The 18,371-nt window shown below is 39.8% G+C and carries 17 protein-coding genes and 7 tRNA genes; 2 read left to right on the plus strand and 22 right to left on the minus strand.

All coding sequences use genetic code 11. The features are described 5' to 3' along the window. Positions 1 to 18 precede the first annotated feature (18 nt). The 4 genes from PNIG_RS20395 to PNIG_RS10830 all read right to left on the minus strand — a co-directional run bounded on the left by PNIG_RS20395 (position 19) and on the right by PNIG_RS10830 (position 3,661). Positions 19 to 273, minus strand: a complete 255-nt coding sequence (locus tag PNIG_RS20395) for a YkgJ family cysteine cluster protein (protein WP_089368494.1) — start codon at positions 271 to 273, stop codon at positions 19 to 21. Beyond that, positions 273 to 1,706, minus strand: a complete 1,434-nt coding sequence (locus PNIG_RS10820; RefSeq protein WP_089368495.1) for a hypothetical protein — start codon at positions 1,704 to 1,706, stop codon at positions 273 to 275. The genes PNIG_RS20395 and PNIG_RS10820 overlap by 1 nt, the downstream gene beginning before the upstream one ends. Positions 1,707 to 1,775: 69 nt before the next feature. Then, positions 1,776 to 3,272 (minus strand): hypothetical protein, encoded by a 1,497-nt coding sequence (locus PNIG_RS10825; protein ID WP_089368496.1) that lies wholly within the window; start codon positions 3,270 to 3,272, stop codon positions 1,776 to 1,778. A 2-nt stretch (positions 3,273 to 3,274) separates the two neighbouring features. Then, positions 3,275 to 3,661: a TerB family tellurite resistance protein gene (locus PNIG_RS10830; protein ID WP_157696009.1), complete on the minus strand. Its 387-nt coding sequence runs from the start codon at positions 3,659 to 3,661 to the stop codon at positions 3,275 to 3,277. A gap of 80 nt (positions 3,662 to 3,741) precedes the next feature. On the opposite strand from PNIG_RS10830, the gene istA reads away from it, so the two are divergent. Together istA and istB are read left to right on the plus strand one after the other, a co-directional pair. Further along, positions 3,742 to 5,235 (plus strand): IS21 family transposase, encoded by a 1,494-nt coding sequence (gene istA / locus PNIG_RS10835; RefSeq protein WP_089368256.1) that lies wholly within the window; start codon positions 3,742 to 3,744, stop codon positions 5,233 to 5,235. Beyond that, complete coding sequence (gene istB / locus PNIG_RS10840; RefSeq protein ID WP_089368257.1) at positions 5,228 to 5,980, plus strand: IS21-like element helper ATPase IstB; 753 nt, start codon at positions 5,228 to 5,230, stop codon at positions 5,978 to 5,980. Before istA ends, istB begins: the two co-directional genes overlap by 8 nt. Before the next feature lie 420 nt (positions 5,981 to 6,400). On the opposite strand, the gene PNIG_RS10845 is transcribed toward istB, so the two are convergent. The 18 genes from PNIG_RS10845 to ruvC form a co-directional block, all read right to left on the minus strand. Further along, a complete protein-coding gene (locus PNIG_RS10845; RefSeq protein WP_089368498.1) occupies positions 6,401 to 7,642 on the minus strand; it encodes an integrase domain-containing protein in 1,242 nt (413 codons plus the stop codon). 186 nt (positions 7,643 to 7,828) lie between these two features. After that, positions 7,829 to 7,918, minus strand: a tRNA-Ser gene (locus tag PNIG_RS10850). A gap of 203 nt (positions 7,919 to 8,121) precedes the next feature. Continuing rightward, the gene (gene nadA, locus PNIG_RS10855; RefSeq protein WP_058373665.1) at positions 8,122 to 9,162 is read right to left on the minus strand and encodes a quinolinate synthase NadA; all 1,041 of its coding nucleotides are present in this window, start codon (positions 9,160 to 9,162) and stop codon (positions 8,122 to 8,124) included. Between the two features lie 145 nt (positions 9,163 to 9,307). After that, a tRNA-Lys gene (locus tag PNIG_RS10860) sits at positions 9,308 to 9,383 on the minus strand. 84 nt (positions 9,384 to 9,467) lie between these two features. Further along, positions 9,468 to 9,543: transfer RNA gene (locus PNIG_RS10865), tRNA-Lys, on the minus strand. Between the two features lie 69 nt (positions 9,544 to 9,612). Next, positions 9,613 to 9,688: transfer RNA gene (locus tag PNIG_RS10870), tRNA-Lys, on the minus strand. 84 nt (positions 9,689 to 9,772) lie between these two features. Next, positions 9,773 to 9,848 (minus strand) — tRNA-Lys (locus PNIG_RS10875). 84 nt (positions 9,849 to 9,932) lie between these two features. Continuing rightward, positions 9,933 to 10,008: transfer RNA gene (locus PNIG_RS10880), tRNA-Lys, on the minus strand. A 78-nt stretch (positions 10,009 to 10,086) separates the two neighbouring features. Next, positions 10,087 to 10,162: transfer RNA gene (locus PNIG_RS10885), tRNA-Lys, on the minus strand. A gap of 179 nt (positions 10,163 to 10,341) precedes the next feature. Further along, positions 10,342 to 11,088 carry a tol-pal system protein YbgF gene (gene ybgF / locus PNIG_RS10890; protein WP_011328541.1) on the minus strand — a complete coding sequence of 249 codons (747 nt, stop codon included), beginning with the start codon at positions 11,086 to 11,088 and terminating at the stop codon, positions 10,342 to 10,344. A 13-nt stretch (positions 11,089 to 11,101) separates the two neighbouring features. After that, a complete protein-coding gene (pal, locus tag PNIG_RS10895) occupies positions 11,102 to 11,644 on the minus strand; it encodes a peptidoglycan-associated lipoprotein Pal (protein ID WP_011328542.1) in 543 nt (180 codons plus the stop codon). Between the two features lie 34 nt (positions 11,645 to 11,678). Further along, entirely contained in the window at positions 11,679 to 13,037 is a 1,359-nt protein-coding gene (gene tolB, locus PNIG_RS10900; protein WP_011328543.1) for a Tol-Pal system beta propeller repeat protein TolB, read from the minus strand. Positions 13,038 to 13,046: 9 nt separating this feature from the next. Then, complete coding sequence (gene tolA / locus PNIG_RS10905; RefSeq protein ID WP_089368499.1) at positions 13,047 to 13,952, minus strand: cell envelope integrity protein TolA; 906 nt, start codon at positions 13,950 to 13,952, stop codon at positions 13,047 to 13,049. A 4-nt stretch (positions 13,953 to 13,956) separates the two neighbouring features. Beyond that, entirely contained in the window at positions 13,957 to 14,388 is a 432-nt protein-coding gene (tolR, locus tag PNIG_RS10910) for a protein TolR (protein WP_041454479.1), read from the minus strand. Next, entirely contained in the window at positions 14,375 to 15,079 is a 705-nt protein-coding gene (tolQ, locus tag PNIG_RS10915) for a protein TolQ (protein WP_041454480.1), read from the minus strand. The genes tolR and tolQ overlap by 14 nt, the downstream gene beginning before the upstream one ends. A 1,061-nt stretch (positions 15,080 to 16,140) precedes the next feature. Then, positions 16,141 to 17,148, minus strand: a complete 1,008-nt coding sequence (ruvB, locus tag PNIG_RS10920) for a Holliday junction branch migration DNA helicase RuvB (protein WP_011328547.1) — start codon at positions 17,146 to 17,148, stop codon at positions 16,141 to 16,143. A 7-nt stretch (positions 17,149 to 17,155) separates the two neighbouring features. Next, positions 17,156 to 17,773: a Holliday junction branch migration protein RuvA gene (ruvA, locus tag PNIG_RS10925; RefSeq protein WP_089368500.1), complete on the minus strand. Its 618-nt coding sequence runs from the start codon at positions 17,771 to 17,773 to the stop codon at positions 17,156 to 17,158. Between the two features lie 2 nt (positions 17,774 to 17,775). Next, positions 17,776 to 18,300, minus strand: a complete 525-nt coding sequence (gene ruvC / locus PNIG_RS10930) for a crossover junction endodeoxyribonuclease RuvC (RefSeq protein ID WP_011328549.1) — start codon at positions 18,298 to 18,300, stop codon at positions 17,776 to 17,778. Positions 18,301 to 18,371 lie beyond the last annotated feature (71 nt).

Consider the following 18,371-nt stretch of genomic DNA (forward strand, 5'->3'; position numbering starts at 1 on the left):
TAATTTCTCTATTTATTTTTACTTTTCAGGTAGCTTTTCACACACATCTAAGTTTATTGCTATAAACTCATTCCAGCTGAATCTTTCTTTATAGTATTTATTGAACTGTAACTCTATTCGGCAAATTTCAGGCCTGTTGTCGTATATTTTACAGTGTTTGGTATTATCATCAAAATACTCACAAGTACCATCACCTCTATCCAGGTAACTGGTAATAGGTGATAATTTTACGTTTGAGCAGCATTTTCCGCACTTAGTGCATGGAAACTCCATCAAAAATCAAAGCTCTGATCTGATTGCATTAATTGATCAAATTCAGCAAAGTTTTGAAATGGTAACTCACAGTCAAATCTTTCATTTAAAGAATTTAAAGCATTTATATATTGTTCTGGTTCTGCGTTATCTACCGCCAAATCCATAGCTAAAAAAGTCGAGTCAAATATATGTTTTCTTTCTGCAAAGTGTTTATCAAGTAAGCTTTGAAGCTCTGCTCTATTTTTTTGAATTTGTGGAATCGCTTCTAAACAAATAGCGCGTATTTGGTTTCTGCGCTCTTTCGATGCTTTAACAACTGCACTATCACCTAAAGCAACTAAACCAGATTGATGGATCATATTCCCAATAAAATAACCAACCCCCGCTCCAACTAAGGCGCCAACTACAGGAATTGGAATAGCTAACTGACCTAAAGCACCATAGTAAAAGGATGAAGTACCCGTTATAGCTGTATGACTTATATTCTCAGTTAACTCTTCTAATTCAATCTCACCTTTTAAATAAGATACTATATACTTACTTGTATTAACTACTCCAACAGCGATTGCGACAGGCGCAGATGATCTCGTAATACTTTTAGCTAATTGTTCACCTAGGAAGTATGACGAAGAGTGTGTAATACCTTTGCTCATAACTGTCACTGTATAGCCAGTGGCAAAACCCTTTGCACTATTAATCGCAGTATTTAAAGTCGCTTCTGCAAAGTCTTTCTCTCCTTTTATCACAGAGTAACCTTCTGCCAAAAAAGATATTCCACCTGTTAAACTTGCTCCAACTATTCCCGCTTTTAGACCAGATTTGTGCATATCAGTAATAGCAGACTTGAATTTATAATTGTTGGCTATTTTATCTGCTTGCTCTTGGTTTGTTGCATCTAATGCTTCTTGGTAGGTTGTTCCCTCTGAAGCAATATTGTCATGTTGTAATGACTTTTTTAGATTGCGGAGTGTCTGTTCATAATCTTCGGCTTTGAGTGTGCCTTTTTCTATTCTTTGTTTTAATAACTCTTCTATTTTGCTGTGTTGATCACTTGGGGCCAAGCGTAGCATTTCATCGTATTTTTTTTGAGATAATGCAAATGCACTTCTCGCCGCGCTATTGCAAGACTTTGCCTGTATCTCTCGAATCGTTTCTTTACCATTAGAAATAATAATATCAACAGGATCTATAGGTAGCCCCATACTCGCAGTAGTTCTGGCATATAAGTCACTATCTTTTTTTAAAGCATCAAAGTTAAACTTTAATGTCTCTAGTTGCTCGAACATATGACCTTGAGACTTATCAGCAGCAACATTTTTCCATTTTGATGCAAACTGAGATAACTGGTCTGCATCACCGAATATCCGATATGTTCGCTCTGTTATATCTTGCGTTAAATGTTGAGTGTAGATCCCACCCAAAATAGACGTTGAAGAGTTTATATTGTCCATAAGAAACTTATTAATTAATTCTATATTTAAAAATTCGAGGAGGTTTATCCTGCCTCCTCGAATAACAGGTTACTTAAATTGCTCTAAATACTTTTTAATTGCGTTAACAATTAATTTCATTTTTGGAGTCAGTTCAGATTGCGTGTAACCATAGTAGTCACCGTTTATCATTAACTCCTGATCATCTTCATCTACTCTAATTGATTTGATTTTCTTAATTTCAATACTAAAACGATCATTATATGAGGGCCTGCCATAAATATGTGTATCCGTTATGAAGAAGCCATCTTTGGCACTACCAAAAAGAGTTGTATCAATAAGCACTAAATAGCCATAAGGCTCACTCTTATAGTCACTATCAACTTCATAGTCTTCATGTGCATACGATTTTACAGCTGCAGCTGTTTTATCTCTTAGCTTTTTGCCATACGATAAAGCATATACCCACTTCTGATCGTCAATTTGACTACTGATTTCACGAAAATAGTGCTCTAAATCCTTTTTAGGTTCAGGCTCTTTCTTTACATCAACGTGTTCAGTGTTTGGTTCTAGGCTTGCTAAGTCAGGATGTTGCCCCGAAATAACATCCGATCCAAAACTAGCAATACTACTTGATTGGGATGTTAAGCTCCCATCTTCATTAATTATTACAACTTCTAGTAAGTTCTTTATACTCTTAGCTGTAGCAGCTACCTTAAACACTAGCTTTTTTTCATTTTCTGTATAGCTTGAATAATCAATATTGCGTGCAACTAGGCCACAAAACTCTTTTAGCATAGGATTAAAGAAAGTATTTAATCGAAGAAGTACATCATTAATTTCTTCAAAACGGTGGCGAATACCATCAGTTACGACTTCAGCTGTTTTCATTTGCTCGGCAGCTAATAGCGCTCTATCACGATTTGAATATGCATCTATTTTTGCGCTTTCAGCTTTAGATGCGAGCATCATTCCACCAACGGCTAATACTGGTCCAGCAACTAATCCACCTAGCACAACAGCGCCACCAGCCATCCCATAACCACCTGCTGCTAGCGAACCACCACCTAACCAAGCTAAAGTAGCATTAGTAGCTGCTACACCGGTTAAAGACCCTATTGCAGTACCGGTTGATGCAGTTCCTAAAAAGCCAACACCACCATACGCAGCTAAACCAGCTAAACCACCAGTACCAAGCGCAGTAACACCTCCAGAGAGAACATCATGAGTTGATAATACTGAACTGCTTAAGTTGTCTAAATCTGCTTTATCTACACCCGGTAATGACTCTAGACCTTTTACATCACTATCATTAAAGTTAATATTTTTAATTTGACTAAAGCTACTCACAAAGCTTAATAATGAGTTTTCATAAATATCAAACTTTGTTCGACCTAAAGCTAACATTGAGTTACTTGCTTGATCACGTTTTGAATTTAGCGAGCTTTCTGCATCATCAAATATATTTTTAGCTCTTTTATTAATGCTATTAGCTTCATTATAGTCAGATTTTGCATCTAACCCTTTCTTAACCCCAAAACTACCAGCTGCAATGGTAACTCCTACTAAAATCAAAGGTAATGGCATAATTATTCCTCCATGAACATAACTGAGTCGTTCACCAAATCGAGTTGACGTCTAACCCAATTTTCTAACTCATTTAAATTAGCTTCATTTATGTTTAGTACTGAAGCGATTTCATTGATAAAAACCTTTTCTTCTTTACCGTAATAACCATCAGCATGAGCTAGCCCAATAAGCTCAAGTAACATCGAGACTTTAGCCTTTTTACTGCCAAAAACATCTCTTATTTCACTTAGATTGAAGTTTTCTAATTCAGATACACCTTCGGTACACTGTGACTTAACAAAGTTAATCAACTCCTTTTCACTTTGATCTATAACACCATCAGATATCATTAAGTCACTTGCTAACTTAAGAAGTACTTCTTGCTGTGCTTTGTTATTAAGCGACAATTACGGTGGCCGGTCTAGCGACAATTATCTTGGCCGGTTGATCTGATAAGGTTCGGTACAGCAGAACGGAGGAGTTCACTGTGCCGGGAACACGAATCACTGATCAGCAGGTCACTATTTATATGAAACATAGAAAACGTAATAGCCAAGTTATCGCGGCTGCGAAAGCAGGTATTTCTGAACGTTCAGCAAGGCGCATTGATAAACTGGATGAGCAGCCATTGTCTAATAAACGCCAATGGCGAACGCGTATAGATCCACTTGAGTCTATCTGGGACAGTATTGTTGTCCCTCTACTTCAAGGTGATGCAACGTTAACTCCGGTGGGAATTTTTGATCACCTTTGCGAGTTTCACACCGACAAATTTAACCCTAGCTCACGGCGTACATTAGAGCGTCGAATTCACAAATGGCGAGCACTGTATGGCTCAAGCAAAGAGGTCGTATTCCTGCAAACACACGAGTATGGCCTATTAGGCATGTGTGATTTTACACATGTGAAGTCACCCGTTACCATTGCTAGTGAACCCTTAAAGCATATGTTGTTTCATTATCGTATGCCCGCCAGTGGCTGGGCTTATGCCCAAGTGATTTACGGCGGTGAAAGCTTTGCTGCTTTTTCTGATGGCGTGCAAAACGCATTTAAAGCAGCCGGCGGTGTGCCTAAAGAAGTGCGTACAGACAGTCTGAGTGCCGCCTATCGTAATCACACTAATGATAACGATTTTACAGAGCGCTTTAATGAATTAGTCACCCATTATGGCTTTAAAGCGACCCGCAATAACCGTGGTATTGCGCATGAAAATGGGGCTATTGAGAGCCCTCATGGGCATCTTAAATCGCAACTGGAGCAAGCATTAAAAATCCGTGGTAGTTATGACTTTCAGACAAGAGAAGTCTATGAATCGTTTGTTGCCGACATTGTAGCTCGCCGTAATCGCCGTGTAAGTGATAAATACGCAGTAGAGCAGCGACAATTACATGCTTTACCACGGACGATGAGCGTCAATTACACCGAGCATTATCTAACGGTGTCACGTACGAGTACTATTTCGTTGAAACGTGTTACCTATAGCGTCCCGTCACGCCTTATTGGTAGCCGATTACTTGTTCGTTTATATGACAACCGTTTAGAGCTGCGCTATGGCAGCGATTTAGTTCAAACGTTAGCGCGTGTCTATGCTTCTAAAGGATGCCGTGCACGTAATATTAGTTACTTGCATGTTATTGACGCACTGGTTAAAAAACCATTGGCATTTCGCTACTCACAACTACGTGACGACTTACTTCCAAGCGACAATTACAAAGCTATTTGGGAATACGTTAATGCCCACCTTTTAGCGGATGAAGCGAGCTATTACATGGTGAAATTGCTCCATTTAGCGAAGCAAAGTGGGTGTGAACGTCAATTAGGACGATTTGTAGCAGCGTCAATTACTCAGCGACAATTACCGGCCATCCGAGAATGTGAAGCGCAATTTTTAGTGATTGCATCAAACATACCCACAATAACAATAAAGCAACACAGCTTGAGCGCTTATAGCAGCATGATACCGGGAGGTCTACATGGATAACTTCACGGCCTCGTTACCTTTAATGCTGAAACAATTAAAGCTTAGCACCATGCTTCAACAGTGGAATACTCTGGGCAAAAAAGCGATAGAAGAACAATGGAGCCCACAGCAATACTTATCTGAGCTGTGCCATATTGAACTTGCGACACGCGATGACAAACGCCTTCAGCGGCTTTTAAAAGATGCAAAATTGCCCGTGGGTAAACACCTTAGCAGCTTCGACTTTACCCTTGTTGATGGGGTTAGTAAGCCCCTTGTTGCTGATTTAATAAATCAGCCGGATTGGTTGAAGTACGGTGGCAATATATTGTTATTTGGCGCCAGTGGTCTTGGTAAAACGCATATCGCCAGTAGCATCGGTTATGGCCTTATCGAGCAGGGCCATAAAGTTAAGTTTGTTGCCGCGTCAGCGATTGTTCAACAACTCCAGCAAGCAAAGCGACATTTACGCTTGCAAGACGAACTTGTAAAGCTCGATAAATACAGCTTATTAATCGTTGATGACGTTGGTTACGTTCGAAAAACGGAACAGGAAACGAGTGTGCTGTTTGAATTGATAGCCCATCGCTATGAGCGACACAGCATGATCATCACATCAAACAAATCATTCGAACAATGGGATGAACTATTTGATGATTCAACGATGACTGTCGCGGCAATCGATCGCTTGGTTCATCATGCAACGATTATTCATTGCGAAGGTGAAAGTTACCGACGCAAAACAGCGCTCAATAAGAGCAAATAAAATTCGGTGTCAACCGGCCAAGATAATTGACGCGGAACCGGCCAAGTTAATTGACGCTAGATAGCTTTGTTGAGGTTTTGTATAAACATCGAATTATTCCTTTATAAATTATGATGTTTTCAGGCATGAATAAGCCCATCATTAAAATTAATTAATAATTATGAATAAGGGCAAAACACTGAAAATGTTGATTTGTAAGCTAATACACTTTTGAAACGAGCAGGTTGCTCTGCAGTTATTACTTTTTTAGAGGGTATAAATAAAGTGTTCATCTATGAACGTCCTTGTAAAATCCTTTTTCTAAATTCAGTCTATGCCGCAGTAAAAGTTATGTCTAGCAATAAATTACAAACCATTGACTAACTAACGCCATTTTAATTACATAAAACAACTGTTATTTAGCCAAATGAATTATAGTTATTAACCTACCTTCGATAGATGCCTTGTACCTGATATAGATAATTTCCCTTGCGATGCTTTGTCTATATGGTCGCTCCACCAATTCATTAGCTCTCTGCGTTTTTCTATGTATTCAGCTCTATTATAAGCAGAACGAACTTGGTTTTTATCTACATGCGCAAGTGCGGCTTCTATTATATCTGGATTAAACTCATGTTCATTTAATGTTGTGCTGCCAAGCGAGCGCAAGCCATGGCTTACTAATCTACCTTCAAACCCCATGCGTTTTAGAGCCATATTAGCTGTTTCATTGTTGATATGATTTCTCGGGTTTCTGTCTGACGGAAAAACAAAGTCTCTGTGCCCTGAAATTGGTTTTATTGCCTCTAATAACTCTACAGCTTGTTTTGATAAAGGAATAACATGCTCTCTGCGCTTTTTCATACGTTCAGCTGGGATAACCCAAAGTTTATTATCAAAATCGATCTCATCCCACCGAGTACCTGCAGCTTCACCAGGGCGTGTAAGAGTATGTAACTGCCACTCAATTAAAAAGCGAGTTACACGTTTAATTGAAGCTGTAGCAAGCGTTTGCATCAATTCAGGCAACTCTTCAGGTTTTAACGAAGGCATGTTTTGTTTTTGCGGCTTTTTAAAAGTTTCTTTTATTCCAGCAAGCGGATTAGCTTGAATATAACCACTATTAACTGCGTAGGTCATAACTTGGTTTAATCGTTGGCTCAAACGCTTAACTGTTTCTAGGGTACCTTTAGCCTCTATAGGCCTTAATATTTTTATTACCTGTGGTGCGTTAATTTTACCAATTGGGTATTTACCAATAACCGGTAAAACATGGTTATTTAATGAGCGCCAAATATCTTCACCATGAGCTTGAGTAAAATCAGGTTTTTTAACCTCAAACCACTCTAAAGCGACCTTACTTAGTGTTAACTCTTCTTGTGCTCGTTTAAAAGCTAAAGTTTCATCTCTATGCTCTTTTGGGTCAGTTCCTAATGCAACCAACTCTCTGGCTTCTTGGGCTAATTTTCGTGCATTAACAATGGATAGAGCGGGATACTTACCCAATACCATGTTAATACGCTTTTTTGTAATTGGATGGTAGTAATTAAAATTCCAGAGTTTAGTTCCGCTCTTTCTAACTTTGACTTGTAGGCCGTTGCCATCAGATAAAATAAAATCTTTATCTACTGTTTTTGCTTTCTTGAGCGCTGTATCAGTAAGTTGTTTTACAGATCTGGCCATAACAAATTAACTCCGTTCTATTTTAGTATTCCTAATTATGGCAGCTTATTATAGGAATACTAAATGGAATACTAAAACTTTAAGCTTTGATGAGACGCGGTAGGACGCTGCAAAACACTAAGTCATTGATTTTACTTTGTTACAGGCACAAAAAAGGACGTCATGAGACGTCCTGATATTGAATAATGGTGGAGGGAGAGGGATTCGAACCCTCGTTAGGGATTAACCTAAACACACTTTCCAGGCGTGCGCCTTCAGCCACTCAGCCATCCCTCCACGGCGTTGCTACATACTAGGTAGTGCAACAAGCGCGCTATAGTATGAAATAGCCGCCATAGGTGCAAGGCATTTTTAGTTTTGAGCTTTTAACTGCTCACTTATCATTCATATTTTTTATGCTGTGCACAAAAAACGGCTATGCGGGTGGCATAACCGTTTTTTAGGCGTTAACTTAACGTGCGTTTTTATATTCGTTAATTTTACTTTGCCATTGTGGCGGTAAAATCAAGCATGCGGTTAAGTGATTTAAGTGCGCCTTCGCGTAAGTCCATGTCAACAAACACTTCTTTACCTTTGGGGTCTATCAGAGCTTCTTCAATCGCTTTTAAGCCGTTCATTGCCATCCAAGGGCAATGCGCACATGTTTTACATGAAGCGCCTTCACCGGCAGTTGGAGCGGCAAAGAATTCTTTGTCTGGGCATAGTTGCTGCATTTTATAAAAAATACCGCGGTCAGTTGCTACAATAAACTTTTTGTTGCTCATTGTTTGCGCTGCTTTTATTAACTGGCTGGTTGAACCAACCGCATCAGCAAGGGCAACTATTTCCTCTGGCGACTCTGGGTGTACGAGTACGCCCGCATCTGGGTGCAGCGCTTTCATGTCTTTTAGAGCTTTAGTTTTAAACTCGTCATGAACGATACATGCACCATTCCACATGATCATATCTGCGCCGGTATTCTTTTGAATATAGCTACCTAGGTGCTTGTCTGGGCCCCAAATTATTTTTTCACCTAGTTCGTCTAAGTGCTCAACAATTTCCAGTGCACAAGATGAGGTTACAATCCAATCTGCACGCGCTTTTACTGCGGTAGAAGTATTTGCATACACTACTACTGTGCGGTCGGGGTGCTGATCGCAAAACGCTGAGAATTCATCTACCGGGCAACCTATGTCTAACGAACAAGTCGCTTCGAGCGTTGGCATAACCACGGTTTTGTTAGGCGTTAATATTTTTGCGGTTTCACCCATAAAACGCACACCCGCTACAATGATCATGTCGGCATCGTGGCGTGTACCAAAACGCGCCATTTCTAGCGAGTCGGCAACGCAGCCGCCGGTTTCTTCGGCAAGTGCTTGTATTTCAGGATCGGTATAGTAATGGGCAACTAATACGGCATTTTTTTCTTGCAGTAGTTGCTTTATACGTGCTTTGTATTCGCCTTGTTCGTTTTGTGTTAACGGTGCTGGCTTAGGAGGGAAAATATAGCCTTCAGGCATAATAGTTTGAGCTAGACTCATGTTCTCGACCACTTCATCTATATTGCATTAATTACGATGAATTATACGAGAATATAAAGCTAAATAACAGCTATCTGCTCAAGGTGTTTATAAATAAAAAGTTGAAGTTTTAAAAAGACGCTATTAAGAAGGGATTGTATAAAAATGGTGGGGCATGATGGATTTGAACCATCGACCAATTGATTAAAAGTCAACTGCTCTACCAACTGAGCTAATGCCCCCCTTTGATAACTAATTAGCAAGGCTGCTAGTTAGTTGATTGCGTAAATCCGCCGACTAATATTTTACTTTCACTGCTCATAGAATGGTGGGGCATGATGGATTTGAACCATCGACCAATTGATTAAAAGTCAACTGCTCTACCAACTGAGCTAATGCCCCGCTCTATGCACTTAATTTAATTAAGCTTACGTAAATCCGCCGATTCCAGCCATTCTTAAATATAAAGAATGGTGGGGCATGATGGATTTGAACCATCGACCAATTGATTAAAAGTCAACTGCTCTACCAACTGAGCTAATGCCCCCCTTTGATAACTAATTAGCAAGGCTGCTAGTTAGTTGATTGCGTAAATCCGCCGACTAATATTTTACTTTCACTGCTCATAGAATGGTGGGGCATGATGGATTTGAACCATCGACCAATTGATTAAAAGTCAACTGCTCTACCAACTGAGCTAATGCCCCCCTTTGATAACTAATTAGCAAGGCTGCTAGTTAGTTGATTGCGTAAATCCGCCGACTAATATTTTACTTTCACTGCTCATAGAATGGTGGGGCATGATGGATTTGAACCATCGACCAATTGATTAAAAGTCAACTGCTCTACCAACTGAGCTAATGCCCCGCTCTGTGTGCTTAATTTAATAATTAATTAAGCTTACGTAAATCCGCCGATAATAGACCATTATTACTATAAATATAATGGTGGGTCATGATGGATTTGAACCATCGACCAATTGATTAAAAGTCAACTGCTCTACCAACTGAGCTAATGACCCGCTCTATTTTTGTCGCATTTCGAGTGGGGTAACCATTCGTTTGCTGCGGGCGCTTATAATACTTATTTATAAAATGAGTGCAACCGAAATTGTCTCTTTTTTTAAGTTTTTATGCTTAGCTGAACAATTTTAGACCGCTTATGACAAAAAGCAGCCTAATCAAGTCTCTTGTATTAATTTTATAAGCGCTTTGTGGCCAATTTTGCAGCAGTGGTACTTGGATACTGATTAATTAAATCGTTCAGTATTTTTTGCGCTTCGGCTGCTAAATTTTGCTCTTGTAGCAAAGTACCTAACTTTAACATGGCATCTGGGCGCTTATTTGAATTTGGAAATTCATTAACCACCACTTTAAAATGCTCCGTTGCTTTAGCTGGGTTATTTTTTATCGTGAGCAGCTGCCCAAGCCAATAATGTGCATTTGATGCATACACAGAATTTGGGTAGGTAGTTAAAAAAGTTTGAAACTCTGGGATCGCCTGATCATAGCGTTTATCTTTCATTATTAACGCAACAGCACGCTCGTATGCTTCGTTTTCAGATAAATCGGCACTGTATGTCTGAGTATCGCTTGCTTGCGTGTGATCAACTCCAGGCGCTGTGGCAGCCGGTTGACTATAAGCTTGGCTTACGCGGTTTTCAATTTCTTGATAAAGCTCGCGCTGACGCTGCAGCACTTTTTCTAGCTTATAACTTTGCTCTTCGGTTACACCACGAATTTGGCTTACTTCATCTTGCAATAAATTAAGCTGTTGCTGTAACTCAACTTGTAAAAAGTTACGTTGTTGCATCATATTCTCTAACGACGCTAAACGCTTTTCAATACTCGATTGTGAACTTGCAGCTTCTGAAACAGGAGCGGGAGCAGCCATTAACTGGGTGCTCCCGCTCAATATCATGGCTGCCAAAATAATTTTCGGCTTCATAATATCTCTTATCTTAGTAAACTAGTACCGCACGGCGGTTTTTAGCGAAAGCTGATTCAGTGCGAGATTTAACCATAGGTTTCTCTTCACCGTAGCTTACCACTGACATTTGGCTTGCAGAAACACCTAAACTTTGTAGGTATTTTTCAACTGCTTGGCCACGGTGCTCACCTAGTGCAATATTGTACTCTGGCGTACCGCGCTCATCTGCGTGGCCTTCAATAAGTACTTTAACAGATGAGTTTTGAACTAAAAACTCAGCGTGTGCGCGTAATAAATCAGCGTACTTGCCTTCAACTGTCGCTTTATCAAAATCAAAGTAAATTACTTGCTCTTGACGAAGTGCTTCGTATTTTTGACGAAGTTGCTCTTCTGCACGTTGCTCTGGCGAAATTGTCGCTACTTCAACTGTGTCAGTATTTGTTGATTGCTCAACCATACCTTGATTTGATTGGTTAGCTGCGCCTTCATCTATATCTGAAGATGAGCTACAAGCTGCTAAAGCCATTACTGGCACAGCAATTAGCAGGCCTTTAAGTATTTTATTAAGTTGCATTGAGTAGATTCCTATTTTGAGTAAACCGCAATTATTACTGTAAATATGGCGACCAAGCTGGCGCCTTTACTTGTCCGTCTAGCACAGGTAACCGTGCTTTAAAGCGACCGTCCATCGATACCAGCGCAAGTACCTGTTTATTATTATGAAGCGTGCTATATATAATCATCGAGCCATTTGGCGCTATACTCGGTGATTCATCAAGGCGAGTTCGTGTTAATACTTGAAACGCACCTGTAGCCAGCTCTTTTTTAGCAAGATGGTACTGCCCGTTGGTACGGTTAACCATCACTAATTCTTTGCCATCGGGTGTTATTGAACCTGCTAGGTTCATATCACCGTCAAAGCTTAATCTTTGTGTTCTGCCAGTTTTTAAATTTAACTTATAAATCTGGGCATTACCACCCCTTTCAGATGTAAATACAATATCTTGGCCATTAGGATGCCACGATGGTTCTGTATCTATACTGCGATGACGAGTAAGACGCGTTTCTTTGCGTGTTACTAAGTCTAGTAAATAAACTTCGGTTGCACCGGTTTTATCTTTTGAAAGTACTAATAGTAACTTTTTACCATCGGGCGAAAACTGCGGTGCACCGTTAATACCAGGATAACTAGTAACCAATTCACGTTTACCTGAGTATAGGTCTTGAATGTAAATTTGGCTCTGACGATTTTCAAACGTTACATAGGCTAACTTAGTGCCATCGGGCGACCATGCTGGCGACATTAACGGCTCTTTAGAGCGCAGTAATACTTGCTCATTAAAACCATCGTAATCAGAAACTACCAGTTGATAAGGTCTGTCGTCATTATCACGTACTATAACATAGGCTATTTTAGTTAAAAATGCGCCTTTTTCACCGGTTAACTTTTCGTAAATCACATCACTTATACGGTGTGAATAACGACGAAAGCCGGTGTCGCTAATAATACTTTCACGTGCTTCTAAAATATGGTCTTGGTTTTTAATCAATTTACCGTTAGTCATCATTTGCGTTTGACCACCGGTAATTTGCCCACGAATAACATCAACCAGTTCATAACGCACCAAGTAGCGGCCATTAGATTGCTGCTCAACTTCGCCAACTAATATCGCCTCTACTCCTTTGTTTACCCAAGAAGCATAGTTAATATCGCTATCTTTACTTGGCTGTTGCGGCATTTGTGCTACATCTACAGGCTTAAATTTACCACTGCGCATTAAATCTGCAGCAATAACTTCGCTGATCTTTTGTGGAATAGGGCCAATACCTTGATACTTAAATGGCACAATAGCAATTGGTCGTGCGCCATCTATACCCTCTGTTATTACAATTTCCAGGGCTGCATTTGCAACGCCCTGAAAACCCAATAATAAAATTAAACAGGCTACTTTTACTTTGTTGAACATATCATTCCTTTAAAATTCTGGCTTGATTGTTAAATTTATATTCTTAAGTTGGTCGAATACGTCTTTATCTTTTGATACCGGTAATGTGTCGGCCATACGCACCGCTCTTAATGCAGCTTCACACACTAATCTATCGCCGCCTAATGAAGTCACTTGCGTTACTAAGCCATTAAAGCCTAAACGAATGTTAACTCGGCACTGCTGATTTTTCATTTTTTCGTCAATAAGTAAGTTTTGCTGTATACGCGCCATTATTAAGGCACGGTACTTATCTACTTCACTCACTACTTGTTGTTGGCGTATTTTACTGCGGGCAGCCTGCTCTTTAGCAAGTTGCTCTTGTAACATTTGCTCTTGCATTGCTTGCTCACGCTTACGTTCGGCTTCTGCTTCGCGTTTTTTGCGTTCAGCTTGTGCTTTTTTAAGCGCATCTTCCTCAGCTTTGCGTTTATCAGCGGCAGCCTTTGCAGCGTTTTCAGACTCTTGCTTTTGCTTTTCGGCTTGCTTAGCTTTAGCACGCTCTTGCTGCTCTATGGCACGTGCTTTTTTAGCTTGCGCTTGCGCCTCTGCCGTTTCTTTCTCTTTGGCTTTACGCTGTTGCTCTAACTTTTTAATTTGTCGTGCTTCTGATTCTCGCTCTTTGCGCGCATTACTAGCTCTGCGCTCTAAATCGCGAATACGTTTGTCTTCAGCTCGCTTTTGATCGTCTTCTTTTTTTCTAAGTTGCGCAATTTTTTGCTCAACCTGTTTTTGATCAACCGTTACCGCAGACACCGCTTTATCTACATCGGGAATAGCCGAGTTAAGTGTAACTTCCATTACCTTAGGCGCTGGCGAATGAATATTTGCGGTGGCATACAAAAACCCACCTAATGCCACATGTAAAAGTACTGATTTAATTAATGGTGTTTGCATAAGGCTACTTCGTCCCCTCAAAGGATTCTGTCATTAACCCTACCGATGGCACGCCTGCTCTTTTTAAAAAGTCCATTAATAGTAATACTTCTTGATATGACACTTTGCCCGAGCCTTTTATCATTACAGGTACATCTGGATTTTTCATCAGCTGTAACTTAATTACGGCAGCTACATCTAGCGCTTCCATTGGCTCTTCAGGGTCGGTGCCTACGCTTACATAGTATCGGCCATCAGCATCTATAGAGGCAATAATAGGTGGCGTATCTTTAGTATCAACTAAGTCCGACTCTTCCATTTTTGGTAAGTCAACTTTAACACCGTGAGTAATGAGTGGTGCTGTAGCCATAAATATAATTAGTAGTACCAACATTACATCAATGTAAGGCACTACATTAATTTCTGCGACCGGACGGCGCTTTTTACGCTGATACATTCGCTTGGGCCTCTATTTGAGTAGCTGCTTGACGGTGTAGGATATTAGCAAACTCTTCCATAAAGTTAATGTAATGCGTTTCTAATTTTTCAACTTTATTAGCAAAACGGTTATAAGCAATAACAGCTGGAATAGCTGCAAATAAGCCCATTGCAGTAGCAATCAACGCTTCAGCAATACCTGGTGCTACCATTTGTAGCGTAGCTTGCTTAACTTCGCCCAGTGCAATAAAGGCATTCATTATGCCCCATACTGTACCAAACAAGCCTATATATGGACTAATTGAGCCCACGGTTGCTAAAAATGACAAACTTGATTCTAATTTTTCTACCTCACGTGAAAGCGCCACGCGCATGGAGCGATGTGTGCCTTCCATAACAATGCCAGCACTTTGAAATGTATTTTTTTTATGACGTGCAAACTCTTTAAAGCCAGCGGTAAATAATGCTTCTATACCTTTTGATTGCCCACTACGTGATGAAATTTCGCTATACAGCTTACTTAAATCAATTCCAGACCAAAACTTTTGTTCGAACTTTTTGGCATTGCTTAAAGCGTCTGAGATTGCTTTTTTACGCTGAAAAATAATAGCCCACGACATTACCGACATCGCTACTAACGCTAGCATCACTAGTTGCACAAGCAAACTTGCTTCTAGAATTAGATCTAAAAAATTAAGCCCTGATCCCACGTTAAACTCCTAAAAAATTAAAAACACATCAAATTGATTTATTTGGATAATATGACCTTACACCAGAACTACAAAGGGTAAGCGTCTAAAATTGTAGCTAGTGTATATAGTGTATTTCCCGCTTACAACGATCTTGCTATGAATAGACAACAAAAAACGTTAAAAAATTCTTTTATTTTTATTAAACCGTAAAATAACCCGTTTATTATAATTGCGTAATTAATATTAGTGTTTATTAATGCGCTATTATAAAGGTAACACTCAGTTAAATTAGCTGTTTATTCAAAATATAAGCATAAGCACGCAAAACAACCTAAGGTTTACTTTAACGTAATAGTAAAACTAATACCGAAATTTACTGTAAAATACAATATAAGCAAATAATTTCATAAAGTTATAATGTTAACGATTAATTAACGTGCAATAATTGAACATTCATAAAAAGCATTCAGATTAGTTTTTTTTATCTGAAATTATAAATTTTCTAGTTTGAACAAAAAACAACTCTTCGGTATTATTACCTCATACCGAACTAACGCATTAAATGAAAGTTTTCATTGCACCCAGTTCTTCGTAATATGACATTTCATCGTATTACATTGTTTTACTTTTTTAGGATAAAACCTAAGTAAGTAAAATAGAGTTCCCAAGATTACTTCCTTCAACTTGTTGTTTGCCCGCATTATTTGCGGGCTTTTTTTTGCCCATAAATAATCTTCATAACATTAATACCTAGGTATTAAGTTAGCATCACAACTTTAGCGTTTATAACAATTGCATAAAGCCTAAGCTAGTGCGCCACAGCAAACCACCTATTAGTTAACACCAGCAATATAACGCAGGCACAATAACCTTGATTGACTTAACGCATCGTGAATTATTGCTAAATTTAAGTACGCATACCAACCACATTAAAACTCACCAAGTATAGCGCCAATAACGTGCCTATAGAATGAATATAACGGCAGCGCAAAGCAACATAAAACACGGCTAAGCATAAACTAAAAAGCCATTGCAATTAATTAATCGCAATGGCTTTTTAAATTGGGTAAAGCTTTTTATTAGTCTTGCTTTGGTAGTAAACCAAAGTGATGATATGCGTTGTCTGACACTATTCGTCCACGGGGTGTACGCTGAATAAAGCCCTGTTGAATTAAAAAGGGTTCTATTACATCTTCAATAGTCTCTTTTTCCTCGCCAATAGCTGCAGCTATATTGTCGAGCCCAACTGGGCCGCCCATAAATTTTTCTATAATGGCGAGTAAGTACTTACGATCCATATAATCAAAACCGCTTTTATCTACATCGATCATATTAAGTGCCAGCTCTGCCACTTCGGCGTTTACCGTACCGTCTGACTTTACTTGGGTGTAGTCACGCACTCGGCGTAGTAATCTATTGGCAATACGGGGGGTACCGCGTGAGCGTTTAGCAATTTCAACTGCACCCTCGTCGCACATTTCTAAATCAAGAAAATGCGCCGATCGCCCTACTATGTACGATAAGTCTTCTACTGAATAAAACTCTAAGCGCTGCACAATACCAAAGCGGTCACGCAGTGGCGAGGTTAACGAACCCGCGCGAGTCGTTGCGCCAATAAGCGTAAACGAGGGTAAATCTAATTTTATCGAGCGTGCTGCTGGGCCTTCACCTATCATAATATCAAGTTGGTAGTCTTCCATTGCTGGGTAGAGTATTTCTTCAACTTGTGGGCTTAACCTGTGTATTTCATCAATAAATAATACATCACCTTCTTCAAGGTTGGTTAGCAATGCGGCTAAATCACCGGCTTTTTCGAGCACTGGCCCTGAGGTTGCCTTTATATTTACCTGCAGCTCGTTGGCAACAATATTAGCTAATGTAGTTTTACCCAAACCTGGTGGGCCAAAAATAAGCAGGTGATCGAGTGCTTCGCCTCGGCTACGGGCCGCTTCAATAAAAATTTCCATTTGCTGTTTAACATGCGGTTGACCACGGTAATCGGCGAGTAATTTTGGCCTAATTGCACGGTCTATAGAGTCTTCGTTGGGTTTTTCAGTCGCGTCAATTAAGCGATCAGCTTCGATCATAGGTTACTCACAGCATAGATTTTAAAGATTCTTTAATAAGAACCTCAGTAGACATATCGGGTTTACTTACTGATTTTACTGCTTTTTGCGCTTGTGGCAATTTATAACCTAGCGACACCAAAGCCGACACAGCATCATCGGCGGCATTATTAGCAATTGTTGCGTCGCTAAACGGCTCAATAACCGCACTGTCGCTGAAAGGGGTGAATAAATCGTTGCCCCAATTTTTTAATCTGTCTTTCATTTCGAGTACTAGCCGCTCGGCGGTTTTTTTACCTACACCGGGTAATTTAACTAAGCTTGTGGAGTCTTCGTTATTTACACAGCTTACAAATTGCTGCGCCGACATACCCGACAAAATAGCTAAACCTAGCTTTGGCCCTACGCCATTGGCTTTTAATAACTCTCTAAATAAGGCACGCTCTACTTTATTGTTAAAGCCAAACAATAGTTGTGCATCTTCGCGTACTACAAAATGAGTATAAACAATGGCATTTTCGCCAACTTTAGGTAAGTCGTAAAAGCAGGTCATTGGCATTTGCACTTCGTAGCCAACACCATTTACCTCTAATAATATTTCGGGAGGTTGTTTTTCTACTAAAATACCATTTAAGCGACCAATCATAGTTATTTCCTTAAACGTCCTCTAACGGTTTTGCTTGCGCTACCCGCTAGTTTTATTAAATTTTGTTCTGAGTGCGCATGGCAAATAGCAATAGCCAGTGCATCGGCGGCATCAGCTTGTGGCGTACCAGGTAGTTTTAAAATGTTTTTAACCATATGCTGTACTTGAGTTTTATCGGCGCCACCATTGCCTACTACGGCTTGTTTTATTTGCCTTGCTGAGTATTCAAATACTGGTAAGTCGGCCATTGCAGCGCCTACAATAGCAGCACCACGTGCTTGGCCTAGCTTTAAGGCTGAGTCGGGATTGTGCGCCATAAACACTTTTTCTATCGCGAAGGTTTCTGGCGAAAACTGCTCTATAAGCTGGGTAATGCCTTGGTAAATCATTTTAAGTCTTATATGAAACTCATGATCCGCTAATTTAATGCAACCACTGCCTAAATAAGTGAATTTAGACCCCTGATGCGCTACAACACCGTAGCCAGTTAAGCGTGAGCCTGGATCAATCCCTAAAATTATGGCCAAAAAGCACTCTCATTATTGTTATTCGTTAATTAGGCTAATAATGCCAGAGCACTGTATAAATTACCAGTAAC

Source organism: Pseudoalteromonas nigrifaciens (assembly GCF_002221505.1).
Taxonomy (GTDB): Bacteria; Pseudomonadota; Gammaproteobacteria; order Enterobacterales; family Alteromonadaceae; genus Pseudoalteromonas; species Pseudoalteromonas nigrifaciens.

Excerpts from the sequence above, each read along its gene's own strand:
- ruvB (WP_011328547.1), bottom strand. The coding sequence starts at position 17,148 with ATGATCGAAGCTGATCGCTTAATTGACGCGACTGAAAAACCCAACGAA.
- ybgF (WP_011328541.1), bottom strand. The coding sequence starts at position 11,088 with ATGAAGCCGAAAATTATTTTGGCAGCCATGATATTGAGCGGGAGCACC.
- ruvA (WP_089368500.1), bottom strand. The coding sequence starts at position 17,773 with ATGATTGGTCGCTTAAATGGTATTTTAGTAGAAAAACAACCTCCCGAA.
- PNIG_RS10825 (WP_089368496.1), bottom strand. The coding sequence starts at position 3,272 with ATGCCATTACCTTTGATTTTAGTAGGAGTTACCATTGCAGCTGGTAGT.
- tolA (WP_089368499.1), bottom strand. The coding sequence starts at position 13,952 with ATGCAAACACCATTAATTAAATCAGTACTTTTACATGTGGCATTAGGT.
- PNIG_RS20395 (WP_089368494.1), bottom strand. The coding sequence starts at position 273 with ATGGAGTTTCCATGCACTAAGTGCGGAAAATGCTGCTCAAACGTAAAA.
- PNIG_RS10820 (WP_089368495.1), bottom strand. The coding sequence starts at position 1,706 with ATGGACAATATAAACTCTTCAACGTCTATTTTGGGTGGGATCTACACT.
- istB (WP_089368257.1), top strand. The coding sequence starts at position 5,228 with ATGGATAACTTCACGGCCTCGTTACCTTTAATGCTGAAACAATTAAAG.
- pal (WP_011328542.1), bottom strand. The coding sequence starts at position 11,644 with ATGCAACTTAATAAAATACTTAAAGGCCTGCTAATTGCTGTGCCAGTA.
- tolB (WP_011328543.1), bottom strand. The coding sequence starts at position 13,037 with ATGTTCAACAAAGTAAAAGTAGCCTGTTTAATTTTATTATTGGGTTTT.
- PNIG_RS10845 (WP_089368498.1), bottom strand. The coding sequence starts at position 7,642 with ATGGCCAGATCTGTAAAACAACTTACTGATACAGCGCTCAAGAAAGCA.
- nadA (WP_058373665.1), bottom strand. The coding sequence starts at position 9,162 with ATGAGTCTAGCTCAAACTATTATGCCTGAAGGCTATATTTTCCCTCCT.
- tolR (WP_041454479.1), bottom strand. The coding sequence starts at position 14,388 with ATGTATCAGCGTAAAAAGCGCCGTCCGGTCGCAGAAATTAATGTAGTG.